At 59.5% G+C, this 19,798-nt stretch carries 19 protein-coding genes; 2 read left to right on the top strand and 17 right to left on the bottom strand.

The genetic code is table 11. The features are described 5' to 3' along the window. Nucleotides 1-43: 43 nt before the first annotated feature. The 16 genes from amrB to KGL31_03530 form a co-directional block, all read right to left on the bottom strand. Nucleotides 44-850 (bottom strand): AmmeMemoRadiSam system protein B, encoded by an 807-nt coding sequence (amrB, locus tag KGL31_03605; protein MDE2320989.1) that lies wholly within the window; start codon nucleotides 848-850, stop codon nucleotides 44-46. 48 nt (nucleotides 851-898) lie between these two features. Continuing rightward, nucleotides 899-2,026 carry a glycosyltransferase family 9 protein gene (locus KGL31_03600; GenBank protein MDE2320988.1) on the bottom strand — a complete coding sequence of 376 codons (1,128 nt, stop codon included), beginning with the start codon at nucleotides 2,024-2,026 and terminating at the stop codon, nucleotides 899-901. Beyond that, nucleotides 2,023-3,675: a lipopolysaccharide heptosyltransferase II gene (gene waaF / locus KGL31_03595; GenBank protein MDE2320987.1), complete on the bottom strand. Its 1,653-nt coding sequence runs from the start codon at nucleotides 3,673-3,675 to the stop codon at nucleotides 2,023-2,025. The genes KGL31_03600 and waaF overlap by 4 nt, the downstream gene beginning before the upstream one ends. Beyond that, nucleotides 3,672-4,628, bottom strand: a complete 957-nt coding sequence (locus KGL31_03590) for a lysophospholipid acyltransferase family protein (GenBank protein ID MDE2320986.1) — start codon at nucleotides 4,626-4,628, stop codon at nucleotides 3,672-3,674. The genes waaF and KGL31_03590 overlap by 4 nt, the downstream gene beginning before the upstream one ends. Next, a complete protein-coding gene (gene lpxK, locus KGL31_03585) occupies nucleotides 4,625-5,749 on the bottom strand; it encodes a tetraacyldisaccharide 4'-kinase (GenBank protein MDE2320985.1) in 1,125 nt (374 codons plus the stop codon). The genes KGL31_03590 and lpxK overlap by 4 nt, the downstream gene beginning before the upstream one ends. Further along, nucleotides 5,746-7,032 (bottom strand): 3-deoxy-D-manno-octulosonic acid transferase, encoded by a 1,287-nt coding sequence (locus KGL31_03580; protein MDE2320984.1) that lies wholly within the window; start codon nucleotides 7,030-7,032, stop codon nucleotides 5,746-5,748. The genes lpxK and KGL31_03580 overlap by 4 nt, the downstream gene beginning before the upstream one ends. Nucleotides 7,033-7,048: 16 nt before the next feature. Beyond that, on the bottom strand, nucleotides 7,049-7,744 hold the full coding sequence (locus tag KGL31_03575; protein ID MDE2320983.1) for a lysophospholipid acyltransferase family protein: 696 nt from the start codon (nucleotides 7,742-7,744) through the stop codon (nucleotides 7,049-7,051). Then, entirely contained in the window at nucleotides 7,744-8,916 is a 1,173-nt protein-coding gene (lpxB, locus tag KGL31_03570) for a lipid-A-disaccharide synthase (protein ID MDE2320982.1), read from the bottom strand. The genes KGL31_03575 and lpxB overlap by 1 nt, the downstream gene beginning before the upstream one ends. A gap of 5 nt (nucleotides 8,917-8,921) precedes the next feature. Continuing rightward, complete coding sequence (locus tag KGL31_03565; GenBank protein ID MDE2320981.1) at nucleotides 8,922-9,869, bottom strand: Gfo/Idh/MocA family oxidoreductase; 948 nt, start codon at nucleotides 9,867-9,869, stop codon at nucleotides 8,922-8,924. A gap of 147 nt (nucleotides 9,870-10,016) precedes the next feature. Next, nucleotides 10,017-10,823, bottom strand: coding sequence for a UDP-2,3-diacylglucosamine diphosphatase LpxI (gene lpxI, locus KGL31_03560; GenBank protein MDE2320980.1), 807 nt, complete (start codon nucleotides 10,821-10,823; stop codon nucleotides 10,017-10,019). 58 nt (nucleotides 10,824-10,881) lie between these two features. Beyond that, a complete protein-coding gene (lpxA, locus tag KGL31_03555; protein ID MDE2320979.1) occupies nucleotides 10,882-11,658 on the bottom strand; it encodes an acyl-ACP--UDP-N-acetylglucosamine O-acyltransferase in 777 nt (258 codons plus the stop codon). Continuing rightward, complete coding sequence (fabZ, locus tag KGL31_03550; GenBank protein ID MDE2320978.1) at nucleotides 11,655-12,137, bottom strand: 3-hydroxyacyl-ACP dehydratase FabZ; 483 nt, start codon at nucleotides 12,135-12,137, stop codon at nucleotides 11,655-11,657. Before fabZ ends, lpxA begins: the two co-directional genes overlap by 4 nt. Next, nucleotides 12,134-13,216 (bottom strand): UDP-3-O-(3-hydroxymyristoyl)glucosamine N-acyltransferase, encoded by a 1,083-nt coding sequence (gene lpxD / locus KGL31_03545; GenBank protein ID MDE2320977.1) that lies wholly within the window; start codon nucleotides 13,214-13,216, stop codon nucleotides 12,134-12,136. The genes fabZ and lpxD overlap by 4 nt, the downstream gene beginning before the upstream one ends. Before the next feature lie 5 nt (nucleotides 13,217-13,221). Further along, complete coding sequence (locus tag KGL31_03540) at nucleotides 13,222-13,674, bottom strand: OmpH family outer membrane protein (GenBank protein MDE2320976.1); 453 nt, start codon at nucleotides 13,672-13,674, stop codon at nucleotides 13,222-13,224. A gap of 115 nt (nucleotides 13,675-13,789) precedes the next feature. Further along, nucleotides 13,790-16,066: an outer membrane protein assembly factor BamA gene (gene bamA, locus KGL31_03535; protein MDE2320975.1), complete on the bottom strand. Its 2,277-nt coding sequence runs from the start codon at nucleotides 16,064-16,066 to the stop codon at nucleotides 13,790-13,792. Nucleotides 16,067-16,182: 116 nt separating this feature from the next. Next, nucleotides 16,183-16,437, bottom strand: coding sequence for a response regulator transcription factor (locus tag KGL31_03530; protein ID MDE2320974.1), 255 nt, complete (start codon nucleotides 16,435-16,437; stop codon nucleotides 16,183-16,185). 231 nt (nucleotides 16,438-16,668) lie between these two features. On the opposite strand from KGL31_03530, the gene KGL31_03525 reads away from it, so the two are divergent. After that, nucleotides 16,669-16,947 carry a type II toxin-antitoxin system prevent-host-death family antitoxin gene (locus KGL31_03525; protein MDE2320973.1) on the top strand — a complete coding sequence of 93 codons (279 nt, stop codon included), beginning with the start codon at nucleotides 16,669-16,671 and terminating at the stop codon, nucleotides 16,945-16,947. After that, a complete protein-coding gene (locus KGL31_03520; GenBank protein ID MDE2320972.1) occupies nucleotides 16,947-17,384 on the top strand; it encodes a type II toxin-antitoxin system VapC family toxin in 438 nt (145 codons plus the stop codon). Before KGL31_03525 ends, KGL31_03520 begins: the two co-directional genes overlap by 1 nt. 295 nt (nucleotides 17,385-17,679) lie before the next feature. On the opposite strand, the gene KGL31_03515 is transcribed toward KGL31_03520, so the two are convergent. After that, nucleotides 17,680-19,798: ATP-dependent Clp protease ATP-binding subunit (locus KGL31_03515; protein MDE2320971.1), on the bottom strand; the 2,119-nt coding region annotated here is incomplete at its 5' end.

The following is a 19,798-nucleotide window of genomic DNA, read 5'->3' as shown; positions in this document are numbered from 1 at the left end:
AGTGTGCACTATAGTGATCATAGATGGGCAATACATCCCCCCCTCATTTAATGATCAGCCCGGCATAGCCGACCACGCTGGAATCGTCCTTGGTGACATCGGCAGACGTGGCGTAGCTGATCAGCTCCGCCGAGGTGGCCCCAAGCTCCCGGGCGGCGATCAGCAGTGCGGTCGTTGGATGAAATCCGCACATGGTAATCCTCTCCCGTCCCACGACTCGATGCAATCGTTGAGGGTCGCACGCCAAGATGGCATCGATCGCCAGGTGATCCTTTGCCTTGGCCTGTTCCTGACTCACGTAATGACTCATGTCGGTACTGGCCACCATCAGCACCGATCGATGTGACGCCGCAATGGCCCGAGCCACCGCCAACCCGACATCCTGACAAACTGCATATTCACTGCTGAAGAGGCAGATCGGCACAAAGGAGAAAGGACGATCACGCGCCTGGAGCAGAGGGAGTTGCACCTCGATAGAGTGCTCGCGCTGGTGTCCGAGATCATCCTCCTCGATGGTCTGCGAATTCCGCAGGATGGCCTTGGCCAGATCTGTATCGATAGCTACCTGACCAAGGGGTGTCCCCCATTTCCCATAGGTCATGATCGCGACCCCTGCCCCTAAGCCGGTGTGATTTGGTCCCAGGATTACAAACACATCGGGAAAGGCAAGCCGGGCATACACTGCTCCGGCGACTCTCCCGGAGTAGATATAGCCGGCGTGGGGGACGACAGCCCCGATAGCGCGCACCTTCGGGAGATCTTCTGTGATCATCAGATCGACTGCCTGTGCCCGCAACCGCTCCGGGGTACCCGGATAAAACGAGCCGGCTACGACTGCCTGTCGAATCATCGTCGGTTTCTCACGCCCCTCTTGACATTATAAACCCCACGGACCTGGTTACGAGAAATCGCGGCCTGTTCGACATGCTGGGCCTGTGGCCAACAGAGCGGAGGCGGTTTCCACCACCTGTTCGATCGAGATCGAGCGCATACACAAGCGATCCGCTTCGATCTGACACCGCCGCTTTGAGCAGGGACTGCAAGGAAGAGGGACACGGAGCACAACCCCATCACCCCCGTAGGGACCGATAAGACGCGGATCAGTTGGACCAAAGAGCGCGACGAGAGGGGTTCCCAGCGCAGCCGCCAGGTGCATGGGACCGGAATCCACCGTCACCAGGAGGTCGATCCGCCGGAGGAGCGCGATCAGGACCTTCAGGTCTATCCGGCCGGCCGCCACGAACGGCGCCGGATTCATGCAGCGTGCCAGGCGCCTGGCCAGTGGAAGGTCCGAGGAGGAACCGATCACAAGAATCCTGGCATCATGGCGGCGTGCCACCGCCTCCCCCACGCGTGCGAACTGCTCCTCCCCCCAGAGTTTCGTCGGCCAACGCGCCTGCGGATTGAGGGCGATTACCAACGTATTCGGCCTCACCCCTGCCTCAACCAGGAGCGCTTCAGCCCTCGCCCCGTCGTCGGGCCGGGAAGGAAACACGAACGCTTTCGATAGCGTGTCTGCTCCCAGGAATCTGGCGGCCTCCAAGTACCGGTCCACGGCATGCAGCGGCCCGGGTGGAAGCGGCACCACGTGAGTCAATGCGCGCCCGCTCCCCTCGCGGCCACCCGCCAGACCGACTCGAAATCGCGCGCCGGCGCAGATCACCATGAGAGCGCTCTTCAGCAGTCCCTGCAGATCGACAACAAGGTCATACCGACCCTGGCGGAGTTCGGCGATCAGCGAAGCGGCCTCTCGCAGCGCCGCCGGCCCACGGAAGGGGGTCCGCATTGCTCGTCCCCATCGTCTGCGGCCTGACACGATGACCCGATCCAGCAAGGGATGACCGAGCAGCAACTCCGCCGCCTCCTCCTCCACCAGCCATGCGATGTACCGATCCGGGTACCGCCGCCTGAGCGAGCTGAGGAACGGAAGGGCATTCACCACGTCACCGATCGAACTCGGCTTAATAATGAGAATTCGATGCACCTGTTCCATCGGCACAGGATCATCCCAGGACGGAGCGGTCATGCCAGCCTGCGCTTTTGTACAATCCACTCGGCCGCGGCCAGCAGGTCTCTAGCCGTGTGGGCGGGTATCGGACCCCCCGTCGCATGAAGGCGTTCCAACGACTCGCGCCCATAGCCTGTCAGTACCAGCACCGAAGGGAGACCCATCCGATCTGCCAGCAGCATGTCGCTCACCTTATCCCCTACGACGTAGGATCGCTCCATGTCCACATGCTGCTCATAAGCCGCCTGCTGAATCAGCCCTGGGGCAGGCTTGCGACACAGGCAGTCCCGCCTGTATGGAAAGCGTCCTTCCCGAGGGTGGTGAGGACAGTAGTAGAAGGCATCCGCTCCTCCTCCCTCAGCCTGGAGCAGTTGCAGAAGCCGCTGATGAGTCGCTTCAACCAGCTCTTCGGTTGCGTCCCCTCGGGCCACTCGCGCTTGATTGCTGACCACGATCCGCAGATACCCCGCCTCGCCAAGGCGCTTCAACGCTTCTGCCGCATCCGGGATCGGTCTCATCAGCTCCGGGCGCTGGATCGGCCCCGTCTCCTCATTGATGGTGCCGTCCCGATCCAGAAAGACCGCGGGTGCCCGCCGGACGTTCTCCTCGGCGGTAGAGGTTGGTCGGGTGAAAAGGACCTCCGCCGCGGCCACCACCCTCTCCACATCCAACCCCTGCATGCATCGATGGTCGATAGGGCAGTCGCGGTAGCGACAAGGACTGCAAGGCGGTGGATCGTGAAGAAGCTGATGGCCGGAGCCGAGAGGACCTGTGCGATGGGGATCCGTCGGGCCGAACAAAGCGACGCACGGGATCCCTAAGGCAGACGCCAGATGCATCGCCCCCGTATCGTTCGTGAGCAGCAGCGCGCAGCGACTGAGTAGGCTGGCTAATTCCGGCAGAGTCGTCCGACCACCGAAGTCAACGGCAGCCCCGCGCATCCGCGAGCGGATGGCCCGTGTTAATGATGCTTCCCTCGACGAACCGAACAAAAGGGCGACCGTGCCGAAGCGATCCGCCAGACGATCAGCGACTTCTGCAAATCGTTCGGCCGGCCAGCGCTTTGCCGTCCCGTAGCTCGCCCCAGGAGTAACGCCGATAACCGGTACGTGTGAGGGAAGGCCCGACTCAGTGAGCAGCTTCTCCGCTTCCGCGTCGCTCCCCGGCGGAAGCAGACATCCGGTCGGACGCAACCATGCATCCCACTTCAGCGCTCGGAGCAGGCCAAGGTAGGCGTCCGCCTGATGTCGGGACGTCCCGCTCGAGGAGCTAACCCCTACTGTCAAAAGAGAGCCCCGCCCATCAGCCACATACCCGACCCGGTGCGGAATCCCTGCCAATCGACTGACCAACGCAATCCGGAAGCTGTTCGGCAAAAGCAGAGCCAACTCAAAGTGTCGTTGCCGCAGCACGGTCACGGCCCATGTCAACTCACCCCTGCCTGGCAACTCAATGAGTTCGTCGATAAACGGTAAGGACCGAAAGAGCTGGCTGAGCCACGGGCGCACGAGGAGTGAGATTCTTGCATCAGGAAAGGAGCGGCGAAGGTTGGCGAGCGCGGGAAGCGCGAGAACTGCGTCACCCAACCAATTAGGGCTTGCGACCAGAATCGATCGAAGCTGATCGGGTTCGAACGTCTTCCGAACATGAAGTGTCGCGCGGCTCATAATTCCGGGCTCTGGATTCCGACCTGGAAATCTGACACTTGGCGCTCGGCACGCGGTTGCGTTTTCCATCTGCGGTGAACCCACAGCCACTGGGCCGGCTCCCTCCGGATCAACGCCTCGATGGCCCTGGTGAAGGAGGCGGTATTGGCAACGACGTCCGCCCTCAAACGCCCGGTCCTGATTAATGGGATCTCTTGCTCCACAAGGATGGTGTGGTGGTCCCGCCCGCACCGCACGATGGCGGCAGGAAGGACCGATGCGTCGGTTCTGAGGGCCAGCAGCGCAGGCGCGAAAGCCGTACAGGCCGGCATACCAAAGAAATCGACAAAGACTCCCTCTTTCCAGGTAATGTTTTGATCCATGAGAATCCCCACACTCTCCCCGCGAAGCAGCGCCTGCACCAGCCCCGGCATCACCAGCTTTTTCGCTAGCACCCTCGTTCCCCAGGCGGTCCGCAGCCGGGTGATGACTCTATCGAGATAGGGATTATCCAAGGGGCGCGTCACAATAGACAGCGGTTCCCCCATAAGAGCGGACGCGAGTGGAAGCAGTTCCCACGAACCCAAGTGCGCGGTGATATAAATGATCCCTTTGCCCCGACGTTTAGCCTGTTGGAAGTGCTCATAGCCTTCGATTCGGATAAATTCCCGGAAGTTCTCACGATCGATCTTGAGAATCCGGCAGGTCTCAACAACCGTTCGGCCGAGATTGATGAAGGTCAAGCGCGTAAGCTTGGCGATCTCCCGGGAGGACAGCTCACCATTGAAGGCCCGGCGCAGGTTCTCCTGGGCAATCAATCGATGTTTGTGGTCAACACGGTAGAGGACCGAGCCCAGCCCCTCACCGATAGAGTAGGCCAGCGACGATGGCAGATGAAACAATCCCTTCGCAAGCCCTACCACAAGGAGGTATTCCAGATAGGCGACAACCCCGCCCTGGCTCTTGGGCTTCACGATGCGCTCGGTTTTACCAGGCGACTCAACATACCGTCTAACACCTCCGCCCCTTCTATTAATTCAAGTGAGATCGACAGAGCGTATAGTGGCGCGCCCACTTGAGCACAGTCTAAACCAACTAATTTTACCATATCCTTTTCCGTGGTAACCACCATGGAAGCGCCGATATTCTTGGCAGCTCTGTTGATGATCTCCAGATCAGCGGGTACATAGCGGTGGTGATCGGGGAAAACATGGTGAGCCGCAACAACGGCGCCAAGCCGAACAAGCGTCATTTCAAATCGGCTTGGATTGGCAATCCCGGAGACTGCCAACAGCCGCTGGCCGGTGAGGCGCTCAAGCCCCACGCGTTCTTCGCTTCCGACGTCGATGAGGCTGACAGGCCGGTGGACAGCTCGGGCAATCGGGGCAATAGGCGCGTATTGTCGGATCGCCCGGATGGCCAGGTCTACGTCGCGTCGTGCGTCGGCGTTCGTAACAACCACGATGTCGGCCCGTTCGAGCGCCTCCGGCGGCTCCCGCAACAACCCCGAGGGCAACAGCCGACCGTATCCGAGCGGATTGACCGCGTCAACCAGCACGATGTCCAGATCGCGGTGGAGTCTGAGATGCTGAAACCCGTCATCCAGAATAATGACGCCGCAATCGACCCGCTCAAGAGCAACCTTACCGACTCGGTATCGGTCGGCTCCGGTCAAGACAGCGACGCCCGGCAGATGCCTGGCCAGCAGATAGGCCTCGTCTGCCGCTATCGTCGGCTCACACTTCAGCCCTATGCCATCGCTGACGATGGTTGGCGTCTTCAAACCACCTCGGTACCCTCGTAAAATGATGACCACTCGCTGGCCTCGCTCGCGCAGCCGACCAGCCAGCATCTCAACAAACGGGGTCTTCCCGCTTCCACCGACAGTCAAATTCCCAACGCTCAGGACCGGGACCGGAAGTCGGCGCGTCCTGGCGAGGCCATACGTAAAGAGCGCGGTCCTCAGCGAGATGGCTGTTCCATACGCACGCGAAACCGGACGCAAGCACGTCAGCCAGGCTTGAGCGGTCCATTGCTCCGGAGCAGCCGCCATGCAGTGCAACGTCCAGGTTGAGAGCGCCTCTATGCCTTTCACAGCAGAAACCGCTCCAGGAGGGTTACGGTCCGCTCGCACGCGCCCTGATGGGCCGTCAAAGCCGCCATTGCCGCCTGACCCATCCTCTCTCTGGCGGCGGGATCACGCAGGAGTCGGGCAAGCTGCCGAGTGAGATCCGCTGCATCGCTCACCTGGATAGCTGCCCCCTGTTCGACAAAGTACGTGCTCGCCTCAATGAAATTCTCCATGTGGGGACCGAACAGGACCGGCCGGCCGTGCAGAGCCGGCTCAAGCAGGTTATGGCCGCCTCTGGGTATGAGGCTCCCTCCGACAAAGCTGATACCTCCCACCGCGTACAGCGTCGACAACTCACCGACGGTATCCACGAGAATCACCTCTTTTGCCCCATTTCTTCCTTGAGGCAAGGCGCTCCGCCTCACTACGGCCAGGCCACCGGCGGCGACCGCCGTTTCCACCTGGGCTACCCGCTCCGGATGACGCGGCGCCAGGATCAGCAACAGGTCCGGGAACTCGCCGCGCAGGCCGCGAAAGACCTGGAGCAACATCTCCTCCTCGCCCGCATGAGTGCTTCCCGCCACCAGGACCTGTCGCTGAGCCTCGATCCGAAGCTCCCGACGCCACTGTTCGGCAAGCAAAGAGGTATCGGCGTGGAGGGCTGCATCGAATTTGAGATTACCCACCACATGCACCCGCTCAGGACTGGCGCCCAATGCAAGAATCCGCTTCGCGTCTGCACCGGTTTGCATACAGAACAGATCAACGCACTGAAGGACCCGACGCATAAAGGGTCTGACGAGGCGGTAGCGTGAAAATGAGCGCTCCGACAGCCGACCATTGATGATGGCGACCGGAACCTTCGAGGCCGCACATTTACGGAGAAAATTCGGCCAGATTTCCGTCTCTGTGAGAAGGACGAGGCGAGGTCTCACCGTAGCCAGGGCTCGATGCACGACCATCGGAAGATCGATCGGGAAGTACACCACCGCCGCCGCCTGAGGCAGCGAACGTCTGGCGACCTGTCGTCCGGTTTCAGTAACCGTCGAGACAACGAGCGGAAGCGTCGGCCGGCGAACCGTCCAGAGATTCGCCAGAATGGACGCGGCGCTGACCTCTCCTACCGAGACGGCATGTATCCAGACGGGCTGAACCGCTTGTCGCTGCGAGCGCAGCGCCTCGGGGTAACGACCCAAACGCTCCCGCCACCCTTCCCGGTAGTAGGAGCGTCGAATGATCCTCAAAAGGACGAAAGGTGACCAGGCAATTAGAACGAGAGTCAGCAGGAGGGAGTAGGCAGAATACATCCTGACCTACCGGTCGTCACAGATCCGTCCTGAAGTAATTATCGGCCTTCATCGTGAGCAGATCGAGACGCTCTTCGAGGGCTTCCTGATGCTTTACCACTTCATCTTTGGTCGCCGTCCGAGGCACATACATCGGTTCCCCCCAGACGTATACGGCGCGGGAGAACGGGACCGGGAGAAGGAAGGCATCCCAGCTTTTCAGGAACCGGCGTCGCGACGTGCTGAAGCTTACCGGCACAATAGGGGCCCCCGTCAGTCTTGCCACCTCGATGACACCGGACTTGACCTTTGCTCGCGGTCCCTTTGGGCCATCCGGCGTGATCACCAGATTCAGCCTTCCTTTGATGGCGCGAATCATCTGCTTGAAGGCGCGCATCCCGCCCCGTGTTGCCGAGCCCCGAATTACCTCGAAGCCAAGCAGTGTTGCGATTCGGCTGATATACTCGCCATCCCGATGCTGGCTGATGAGAATCGCTCCGGGTTTCCCAGGATAGACAAACGGCATCATCAGAAGCCGGCCGTGCCAGAAGGCCACAATGATCCGTTCCCCCCTTGCCCAGCAGCGTTCCGGGTACGCGCGGCCCACATGAACAACCCGAAGCAGCCGAAACAGCCACTGCATCAACCTCGCAGCAAGCCATGGGACAACACGCAGAACACGGCGATCTTCCCTGAGCGCTACGACCGCTCGGGACAAGGGTGACTTCCCCATTACCCTCTCTGGACCGCCATCTCCTCCAGGGCGCCGGACTGCAAGCACTCAAGGATCGCATCTACCGTTCGGCCCAGCGCTCCCGGCGGCCCCAATCGATCACGCATGTGCTGGAGATCCTGCCGCGTTTGACGACGTTGCTCCGCCGACAGGAGCAGCCGGCGCGCTTCGTCAGTGATCCGCTCCGGCGTCGCGTGAAATTGAATCAGCTCAGGCGCAACTTGTCGTCCCGCCACCAGATTCACCATGCCGATGTACGGAACCCTGATCAACAAGCGGCCCAGCAGCCATGAGAGAAACGCAAGGCGATACACGATCACCATGGGGGTACCGATAATTGCTGCCTCCAGGGTGGCGGTACCTGAAGCCACAAGGACCAGGTCCGAGGCAGCCATGACCTCATACGTTCGCCCCTGTACAACTCTTGCGGAAACACCCTCTCGATTCAAGTAGGACCCGATGAGGTCGAGGGGAAGCCCGTCAGCCGCGGCGATAATCACGCGCAGATCCGACCGCTCCGTCATCAGTTGCTTAGCCGATCTCAGTAAGAGAGGGAGATGCCGCGTAATCTCACTCACGCGACTGCCCGGCAGAAGCCCCAATACCGGAGCCGCCCCCTCCAGATCCAGACGGCGACGCGCCTCATCCATTGATGGTGGAGACGTTAGTCGATCCAGGAGTGGATGACCGACATACAAGGCCTCGACCCCTCTCTCACGATAGAAACCTTCCTCGAAGGGAAAGATAACCAGAAGCCGTCGGACATACTTCGCGATCGACCGTATCCGGCCCGCACGCCAAGCCCACACCTGCGGACTGATAAAGTAGACCACTGGGATGCCAAGTCGGAATGCCCGGCGGGCCAACCTCAGGTTAAAGTCCGGAAAATCCACAAGGATCACCAGATCCGGGCGCCGATCGCGTAAGCATCGGATCATGTTCCGGTACGCCTGCCAGATGGCGGGAAGCCTGGCGGCTACCTCGACGAGGCCGACTACAGCCAGGTCGCCCGCATGCGCGTGGAGGCGGACACCCGCCTGGCGCATCCGATCTCCTCCAATTCCTTCTATAGTCAGGTACGGGGCGCGCCGTCGCAACTCGGCAACGACACCGGCGGCATGCAGATCTCCTGAGGACTCCCCCGCGACGATCAGGATTCGGCCGTCCCGCATCTGGCCTACAATCGCTCCATAATCTGAGAGGCCACTTTCAGGGCGTCCCGGCCCTCCTCCCCTGATACCAGAGGTCGTTTTCTGGCCCGGACGCACTCGATAAAGCTTTCGATCTCGACGCGAAGCGGCTCCGCCTTATCAATGGGGATCTCTTCCTTCACGATCGTTGGGGTGGCTTCCATAGCCGTCTCGCTCGTCCCCGGGATACGATGGTAGACTGTAATCTCTTGCTGGGAGTAGTCAAGGGAGATGAAGGTGTCACGCTGAAAGATCCGTATCCGCCGGACCCGCTCGATGCTTACCCGGCTGGCAGTCAGATTCGCGACACACCCAGACTCAAACTGGAGCCGAGCATTGGCAATGTCCACCTGATCTGAGATCACCGGAACACCAACAGCCGTTACTGCGGTGACAGGCGACTTGATCAGGTTCAGCACAATGTCAATATCATGGATCATCAGATCGAGAACGACATCAACATCCGTGTTGCGATGGGCGAAGGGGCCAAGACGGTGGCACTCGATGAAGCCGGGACTCCTCACAACGGCCTCGAGTGCCTTGACCGCGCCGTTGAATCGCTCGATATGACCGACCTGGAAGATTCGATCGTCAACCTTCGCAATCTCAACCAGTTCGTCGGCTTGAGCGAGGGACTGCGCAATCGGTTTCTCCACCAGAACGTCCACTCCGCGTTCCAGACATTCCTTCGCGATCTGGTAGTGCAGCAGAGTCGGCACTGCCACGCTGACAGCATCTACTTTTCCCAGAATCTCGCGGTAATCGCGACACAATGCGATCCCGTGTCGCGTCCCCAACTCTTGCAGACGAGTCTCGTCGATATCGACCACGCCGACCAGCTCAACGCCCGGCAGTTCCGAATAGATCCTGGCGTGGTGCTGTCCCACATAGCCGACACCCACCACGCCTACGCGAACCGGCTTTCCGTTATTCATATCTGATCTGTCCCACCTTTAGGGTCAGCAAAACGGCTGTCAGCGGTCTGCAGCCAGAGATGCAGGGACGCCGCTTGCTGCGCCCTATTCGGGCAGGACAAGCCATGCCCCTACGCTGGCAGCTAACGGCCGACCGCCGTCCAGCCGCTAGTCCGCTACAATCGCCAACCCAAGCCGGTCGGCCGTCGCCACCACTTTTTCCCGATCGAGCATCAAGGTATGATCGGCATCAAGGGCGAGCGCCGTCGCACCCGCATCTTCGAGGGCCACCATAGTCTCCGGCCCGATGACCGGAAGATCGAAACGCATATCCTGTTCGGGACGCCCCACCTTGACGACCACTACCTTTCCCTTCCCGAGTTGGCCGCCGCGGCGAATGGCGGCATCGGTTCCTTCAATCGCCTCCACGGCGAGGACAGTTCGGCGTTTGACTACAACTGTTTGACCGATCCGCAACTGCGCCATGGATCGAGCAAGTTCCCTTCCAAAGCTGATATCCTGCTGCTCCGAGGAACTTGGAGCCCTGGCCGTCAGCAGCCCTTTCCGTAAGACGATCGAAGAAAGGAATCGTCGACAATCATGCAGGGTAATCCCTTCCTTTGCCAACAGGTCGCCAACGCTGGCGAGGATCGTATCGCCGCGCCGGTCTTTGAGCTTCATATAGAACAGCAGGCCAGCGAGATCGATCTTCACGCGCGAGAAGAGAAGATCCAGCGGGATCTTCCCGAGCATCACAACGTCCGTCACATTTTCACGCTTCAGCGCCGCAAGCAACCGCCCAAGCTGTCCGGCTCCCACCCAACAGATCGCATCCACTTCACCCGCCAGATCGGCAGAGGCCGCCTCTTCGACGGCTACCGCCACGACATTGAACCCCTGCATGCGCGCATCCCGCGCGGCCACGACCGGAAGCGGGCCGCCGCCGGCTATGATCCCGAGGCGCTCCACTATCAACCTCGCACTCCAAATTCCCCCTGAACCCCTCTTTTGAAAAGGGGGGACGAGGCGGATTTTAACGGGCGATCCCTCTCGCCGATAACTTGATAAAGTGAATCAGGTGATCGATCTCCGGACAGGAATTCACCTCCGATGCAATCCTCTCCAAAGCCTGGGACGTATTAAGGTGGGCAAGGAAGAGTAATCGATAGGCTTGTTTCAGGCGAAGAATCGCGTCCTCGGCGATGCCATGGCGGCGAAGACCTACCGTATTCAAACCGTAGCACTTGGCCCGATTCCCCTGCGCCTTCACGAAGGGCGGGATATCCTGCAGCACCGCGGAGCAGGCGCCGACCATGGCGTATTGTCCGATACGGGCGAACTGATGGATTCCTGCTTGCCCGCCGATCACCGCGCGGTCTTCGACCTCGACGTGGCCGGCCAGTCCGGCTTGACTGGCGACTACTACGTCATCGTGTAAGATACAATCATGTGCGATGTGGGCATAGGCCATGATGTAGTTCCGGCATCCCAGTACCGTGACGCCTCTGCCTTTTGCGGAGCCGCGATGAACCGATGCAAACTCCCGAATTACCGTCTCATCACTGATCACCAGCCTGGTCCGCTCGCTCCTGTCCTGGAAGATCTGGGGCGCGGCGCCGAGAACGACGTGAGAGAAGATCTGGCACCGTTCACCGATCTCTGTGATCCCCTCGATGAGGACATGCGAGCCGATGACGGTCCCGGATCCCACAGTGACATCAGGACCGATAACTGAAAAGGCGCCGATGCTACAGTCCGGCGCCAGCTCGGCCTCCGGCGCCACGACCGCCGACGGATGAATCTGTGTCATTGTTCTCCCATCACCACCGGAACGCCAGGGGGAAGATCCGGCGATTCTCGGTCAACGACAATACACGACAACTCAGCCTCCGCAGCCAACTTGTCCTGCACAAAGGCCATGGCATGCATTCGACAGTTCCGGCTTCTGAGTTGGAGCAGTTCGATCTCGAATCTCACCTGATCTCCCGGCAGCACGGGCCTGCGAAACCTGGCCCGGTCGATGCCGGTAAAATACAGGAGCTTCTTTTCGGCGCTCACGTTCAGCGTCCGCATCAGCAGGACGCCTCCGATCTGCGCCATCGCCTCGATCACCAGCACTCCGGGCATGATCGGCTGCCCAGGAAAGTGACCCTGAAAGAATGCCTCATTGATAGTCACGTTCTTGAGCCCCACTACCCTCTTTCCAGGCTCGATCTCGAGAATCCTATCGACCAGGAGGAAAGGATAACGGTGGGGAAGCATCTCCTGAATCTGCCGAATGTCCATCAATGGGGTCCCCTCTCGGACGTCAACTGAGAAGGCTGCGCCTCTCCCTCCCTCTCTCCAACGGTGCTCTCTAACGATGCCAGACGCGCCTCAATGCGTTTGATGGCTATCAGGAGTTGGGGGATCCGATGCACCGCAGCGGCGCTACGCTTGAATGTGAGATGCGGTACGGCGGGATAGCCCAGGAACACGCCTCCAGGCGGGATACGCTTCGTGACCCCGGATTTCGCTCCCACAATGACATCGTCGCCGATCTCGGCGTGATCGGCGATCCCGACCTGGCCGGCCAGCGTCACCCGATCTCCGATCTTCGCGCTGCCGGAGATACCGCTTAGGGCCGCAATCACCGTATCTGCTCCGACGACAACGTTATGCGCGATCTGGACCAGATTGTCGATCTTGGTCCCACGCTTGATCCGCGTCGTTCCCATAGTCGCCCGGTCGATCGTGACGTTGGCGCCGATCTCCACGTCGTCCTCCAGAATCACCCGTCCCACCTGTGGGATCTTGATACGGACCCCCTGTCCGTCTCTCAGATACCCGAAGCCATCGCTCCCGATCACGGCCCCGCTGTGGATAACCACTCGATTGCCGATCTCGACGCCTTCCCGAATCATAACCTGCGGGTAAAGGCGGCAGTCAGCGCCAATGCGGCTACCCTTGCCGATATAGACCTGGGCACCCACAACGCTCCTCTCGCCAATTGTCACCTCTCCCTCAACGACCGAAAGCGGGCCGATCGCAACGTCCGCTGCCAGGCGCACACCCTCCTGCACGATGCTGGATGGATGGACGCCAAGCGTTGGGCGGTCGGGCGTGTAGAAAAGATGGAGGGCCTGGACAAAGGCCAGGTACGGATCGTTCGTCAGCAACGCCGGCTTCGAACAGGGCGGGCTCCCTTCACGCGCAATCACGGCAGCGGCCTTGTTCGCCTCGAGCTTCGGCAGATCGCGGGCATTCATCACAAACACCAAGTCTCCCTCACCCGCCTCGTGCAGTGGAGCGAGATGATGAACCTCGATCTCACCGTTGCCTACCAACCGGCAGTTCAGCTTTTCAGCCAGTTCCCTCAGTTGCATCACCGCAACTACTTTTTGCTTCGGCGGGTGTTGTAGCGTTCAAGGATCTCCTTGGTAAGGTCAGCCGCATCGTTGCCGTAGATTACTCCGCTCTGTCCCTTCTCAACAATGAGGGAAAACCCTTTTTCTTTACCGTAGTCCCGGATCACAGTCGTGAGATCCCTGAGTAGATCATTCACCATCTCGCCTTCCCGTTTTTGCAAGTCACGGTTAAAATCCTCGGTCACTCGCTTGAGATCACGAAGCTTACGTCGAATCTCTTCCTCTCTGTCCTTCTTTGCTGCCTCACTCAGGGCGGATGCCTGTTTCTGGAAATCCGCGTCCATCTGCTTAATCTCGGCCTCTTTCGCGCTGATCTCTTTCTGTTTCTCGGCAGCCTCCGTCTTGACCGTATTCATCGCGGCCTGCCCCTCTTTCGACTGCGAGATGACGGCCTGAAGGTCTACAAACCCGAGTCTCATTGGGGAATCCGCAGCCCAACTCACGGATGCCATCAACACCCACGCAGCGGCCATACAGAACAGCCACCTTCGCCACCCGCACATCGAATGCACCATACGTCGTTTCCTCCTGATGCTAGAACGTCGATCCCATCGTCACATGCACGGCGCTGCTCGATTCCCCAGGCCGCTTGTCCAGGTTAAGACCCCACTCAAGTCGCACCAGACCAAAGGGAGTGGCAACGCGAACGCCAGCCCCGGCAGTCGGTCGCAAATCTAACGAGAGGCTTTCCCCCTCGGCAAAATTATTGCCCGCATCGAAAAAGACCAAGCCCCTCAAACCTAATGGCTCATAGATGGGAAATATCGCTTCGTTATTGAAATAGATGGCCTTGTTTCCGCCGATCCGTTCCCCGGTTGCGGGGTCGATAGGGCCTAACTGGAAGTCCTTGAATCCTCGAACGCTGTTGGTGCCGCCGAGGAAAAGCCGTTCCTGAACCGGCAGCTTCTTCCCGCCAAACGGCTCCACGACAATCAGGTTCCCCCGGACATGACCGATCAGCTTCCAGACCAGCGGCTGGTAGTAGCCCAACTCAAGGTTGAATCGATTGAACTTGTTTTCACCGCCCAGAAAGGTTTCGGCAAGCTGATACGTTGCGGCCCCTTTAAATCCTATAGTCGGATCGAGGCGGTTGTCCGTGAGGTCTAACGAGAGGCCAAAAGAGACCCGTCCGGTCGTATTCGTCCCTTGCTGATCCTGGAGGAGCTTAGGCGCATTTGCGATGAGATTAAAGATCCGGTTCGATTCGTACCGATAGCCGAGAGTACCGATCAACTCCTTATAGAGCCGCCGACCAAAAGAAATCGCGCCGCCCCTGGTGTCCTGATCAAAGCCGATCTGGTTGTTAAAGAGTAGCCGCTCGCTGAACACTGAGAAGTCCAGCGAGGTCTCAGTATCCATGATGTGAGGATCAAAGAAGTCCAAGACAGCCCGAATTGCTCGAGAGCCGAGCTGTCCTGAGAGCGAGACCCTCTGTCCCAACCCAAGAAAGTTGTTCTGGGAGATAGAGGTCGACCCCAAGATACCGTCCGTCGAGCTGAAGCCGCCTCCGATACTGAAGGAGCCGGTCGGCTTCTCCTTCACCGCTACATCGATGTCCACCTTGTCCTCGGCCGTGCCACGACGAGTGTCGATCTTGACCTCCTCGAAGTAGCCGAGGTTGTTCAGATTCTGGCGACCGCGCGCCAGTAGACGGCTGTTATACAGGTCGCCCTCGTTCAGAGGGATGTCCCGCCGAATGACTTTGTCCCGGGTCTTGGTGTTGCCTGAAATCTCGATACGTTCCACGAAGGCCTGCTTCCCTTCACTGATCTCCATGCCCACATCCACAATATGGCTCTCTCGATCGGTATTAATGGTCGGGGCGATATCCACAAAGAGATAGCCACGCTCCGAATACCGGTCGGTGAGTTTCAGTATATCTCGCTGGAGCACCTCCCGGCTGAAGATGCCCTGCCTGGCGATCTGAAGCGGCTTCAACACCTCCTCGGTAGAAAAGACGGTATTGCCTGTTACCCCTAACTCCCCGACCCGGTACTGTGGGCCCTCTTCCACATGGAGACTGATCTCAAGCTTCTGCTTTGCCTCAACCACCCGAATCTCCGGCTCGCCCACTTTAATGTCGAGATAGCCGTTATCCAGGTAGTACGCCTTAATCCGATCGAGGTCGCGTTGCAATTCATCACGTTTCAGCGTCCCAAAAAAGAAGAACAGGAACAGTTCCCTGGTGGCCATACGCGCCTTGATCTCTTGCTCGCTTAACCCTTTGGCTCCAAGGATCCGAATAACGGAAATCTCAAACTTTCCCCCTTCTTTGATCTCGAAGGTGACCGAGATATCCCCTTCAGGGGTCTTGTCTGCCTGCGATAGAACCTTTGCCTGGTAATACCCCTCTTCTTCGTAAAACTGCCGTACCTTCTCCACATTCGCTGTCACGGCCTGCGGATTAAATACTCCGCCCTCACTCAGCGTAAGTTTCTCTTTGATCTTATCGGTAGCAATCTGCTTGTTACCTCGGATCTTCACTTCCCGGATGGTCGGCTTTTCGGTGAGGATGAAGGTGATTTTCAGGCCCCCTTCAAAGACTTCGGCATCCACAGCGACATCGTCGTAAAAGCCCAATCGGTAGACCGTCTTGACATCCTCTCTGACCTTTTCCAGAGAGAACGGCTCACCAACCCTGGTCTTAAGCTTGAACCGGATGGTAGCCTCGTCGATCTTCCGGCTTCCCTTGATATCGAGCTGTTTGACCTGTGCCTGTTCCTGGCCGTACGCTTTACCGAACGCTAACGCCAAGAAAAGGAAGAGAAAACTGGCGGCGAGAACCTTGACGCTGTTCGCGAAGGATTGCACCAAACGCTCTCCCTCCTCTGGCCAAGATGGGGGTATCTGCGCTCATATTAAATCGTAGAAATGTACCATCTCCGCCACAATGACGCAAGCGAAAACTGGCCGACTGCCCCGCCCGATCAGGGACGCAGCAACCCCTGTTCCACGACCAGCCGCACCGCCTCGGTGCGCGTCCGGACGCCAAGCTTGTCGTAGATGTGCTCCAGGTGCGTGCTCACGGTTCTGGGGCTGAGGCCGATGATCACCTCGATCTCCTTAGGGTAGGGACCGCGCTGAATAGGTCCTTTACGCAGGCGATGCAGCAGATACAAGATCAAATAATCGCCGATAAGGGCAAGTTTTGAACGGTCGTCCGCTTTCCGTCTCACCGCCATGCATTCTTTTGTCCTATACGGGTACGCTGAGTTGAGTGTTGGCAAAACCGCGCTCTATCCTATGTGAAGCTCCTTAGAGTGGATGGACCATTGCAATGTGCGGTGTCAGAAGCTCGTCGAAGGGTCTGGCCTGGGGGATCCGATCGGGTTCATCATGTTTCCGTTTTCTGTTGACGATACTTCACCCCATGGGTAATCTAGTGATGTCACTACATCTGTAGCGAGGTCTGGATGCGGATAGGATTGCGGGAAGCCAATCAACAGTTTTCAAAAGCCATCAAAGCGGTCAAGGCCGGGGAAGAGGTGGTGCTGACCGAACGGGGGAAACCTATCGGCGTCATCAGGCCGTTAGGACAACCGGGGGCTGGTGAGGCGGAGGTCCGACGGCTGGAAGCGGCAGGATTGCTACAGCGGGCATCCAAGCGCCGGCCTCTTCCTCCCTGCGCGCCACGGCCGTTGAAAGGCCCGCCGATCTCCCAGACGCTTCGTGAGGAACGAGACGAATCCTGATGCCGGCGCCGTGGGCGTACTTCGACACCAGCGTCCTGCTCAAACGGTATATCCGCGAAGCGGGTTCTGCGCAAGCACGAGCCTCCCTGCGTCGTCATCGCTTCCTGTCGTCGGCCATTGCCCCGGTGGAGGCGATGTCAGCGCTGTGCCGACGGCGCACATCGGGTGAACTGGCCGAAGAGGATTTCGCGGTGATCCTCTCTCGCATGCGAAGGGATCGCAGTTATTGGGAACTCGTCGCAGTGACCCCGCTGGTCCTCACCGACGCCGAGGAGCTTATCCAGACGACAGGGGTCAAAACACTCGATGCCCTCCATCTGGCCTCAGTTCTGGCCTTCCAGGCGATGTCCGGGATTCGGATTCCTTTTATCACAGCGGATATTCGGCAGCGCGACGCGGCAAGCCAGCTCAATGTTACCGCTGTGTGGATTGGATAAGGCACGCTGGACACCTACATGGAGAATGCGCCAATCCACTAGGGGAGTGGCGACGGTGTTTTTCTGCGGTGTGTCGAAGGCCGGTGGAGAGGATGGCGAAATCGGCAGGAATCCGGAGAATCCGGGAATTCGAGCCCCGGAATACACGATACGGAATATCCACCATCGGGCTTGCGAACGACCGGTGTGACGGCTTGGCAGGAAGGTTACGGCAGTGGCGTTAGGCCCATCGCGGGTGTGTTCCTCGAGTCCGAAGCGACAGAACGTGTGCCGAACCTGATAGAGGTCGGGAAGGCTATTTAGGGGCTTCGAGGAGGCTGACCTCTTCGAATGCCAAGGCATCCCCCTCCAACTTAACCCGAAGAGTGCCCCCTTCTGCAAACCGCCCCCTCAACACCTCTTCGGCTAACCGGTCCTCCACATAGCGCTGGATGGCACGGCGCAGCGGCCTGGCACCAAGGGTCGGGTCAAACCCTCGGTTGATGAGAAAGTCTTTCGCGCTCTCATCGACCGTCAGCGAGATCTTACGCTCCGTGAGCTGAAGCTGCAGGCGGGCGAGCATCAGGTCCACGATCTGACAGAGCTCGTTTTTGCTCAACTGGTGGAAGACGATGACCTCATCGAGTCGGTTGAGCAGTTCGGGATTGAAGACCCGTTTCAGTTCGCCCAGGACGGTGTCCTTCATCTTGTCGTATGTGACCGCCTCGTCACCGCCCTTGGCAAAGCCCATTGTGGCGTGGAGGCCGATCTGACGGGCGCCGACATTACTCGTCATGATCAGGATGGTATTCTTGAAGTCGACAACGCGACCATAGCTGTCGGTCAGGCGACCATCCTCAAAGATCTGGAGGAGCAGGTTGAATACCTCCGGATGGGCCTTTTCGATCTCATCGAGGAGGATGACAGAGAATGGTCGACGCCGAACCTTCTCAGTGAGCTGACCCGAATCGTCGTATCCGATATACCCGGGAGGCGCGCCGATGAGACGGGAAGTGGAGAAGCGCTCCATGTACTCCGACATATCAACGCGGATCAGCGCGTCCTCCGTTCCAAACAGGAACTCCGCCAGCGCCTTGGCCAGCTCGGTCTTTCCCACGCCGGTCGGCCCCAGAAAGATGAACGACCCGACAGGACGGCTCGGGCTCTTGATCCCGGCCCGCGAACGGCGGATCGCGCGACTCACGCTCTCGATGGCTTCGGTCTGCCCCACTACCCGTTTGGCCAGATCCTGTTCCATCCGCATCAGCTTGGCCGATTCCTCCTCCTCAATCTGGTACAGCGGGATGCCTGTCCACTTGGAGACGATGTAGGCGACCTCTTCGGCCGTCACAACGGTCTTTTCCTTCGCCCTGGACTCCTTCCATCGGGCCTTTTTCTCTTCCAACTCAGCCCGGAGCTTACGCTCCGAGTCGCGGAGCCTGGCCGCAACCTCAAAGGCCTGGGTCCGGATCGCGTCTTCCTTCTGGGCCCGGAGCCGCTCGACTTCGTTTTCCATCTCGCGCAGATCCTGCGGCAGCATCAGGGTTTTCAGTCGCGCCCGCGAGCCCGCCTCATCGATGACATCAATGGCCTTATCGGGCAGAAAGCGGTCGGCAATGTAGCGCTGCGACAGACGCGCGGCAGCCGTCACGGCCTCGTCGGTGATGACTGCGCAGTGATGCGTCTCGTAACGATCCTTAATCTCCCGAAGGATCCGGATCGTCTCCTCCACGCTGGGCGGCCCGACCTGGACCGCCTGGAATCGTCGCTCAAGCGCCCGGTCCTTCTCAATGTGGCGGCGATACTCATCGAGGGTGGTCGCGCCAATGCACTGCAGCTCCCCGCGCGCGAGCGCCGGCTTCAACATGCTGGAGGCATCGATCGCGCCCTCCGCGGCGCCGGCGCCCACCAACGTATGCAACTCATCAATAAACAGGATGATACTCTGCGCCTGCTGAATCTCCTTGACGACGGCCTTCAGCCGCTCCTCGAACTGACCGCGATACTTGGTTCCGGCCACCATACCGGCGAGGTCAAGCTGGACGACCCGCTTCCGAAGCAGGGTCTCGGGCACGTTGCTGGCTACGATCCGTTGCGCAAGCCCCTCCACAATGGCGGTCTTCCCGACGCCGGCCTCCCCGATCAGAACCGGATTGTTCTTCGTCCGTCGCGAGAGAATCTGGATAACCCGCTCGATCTCCGTGTCGCGGCCGATCACGGGATCCAGCCGGTCCTGGCGCGCCATCGCGGTCAGGTCTACGCCGAACTCATCGAGCGCCGGTGTCCTGGTCGAAGATGTGGGCTTTGAGGCCTGCTCACCCAGTAATTCCTGGGCCTGCGCCTTGGCTGAGGCCACGCTGACGCCGAAGTCTCTCAGGACCAAAGAGGCGATCCCTTCGCCCTCGCGGATCAATCCGAGCAGCAGGTGCTCGGTG

Source organism: Candidatus Methylomirabilota bacterium (assembly GCA_028870115.1).
GTDB lineage: Bacteria > Methylomirabilota > Methylomirabilia > Methylomirabilales > Methylomirabilaceae > Methylomirabilis.
Note: the sequence above shows the minus strand (reverse complement) of the source record. Positions and strands in the feature narration are given on the sequence as shown.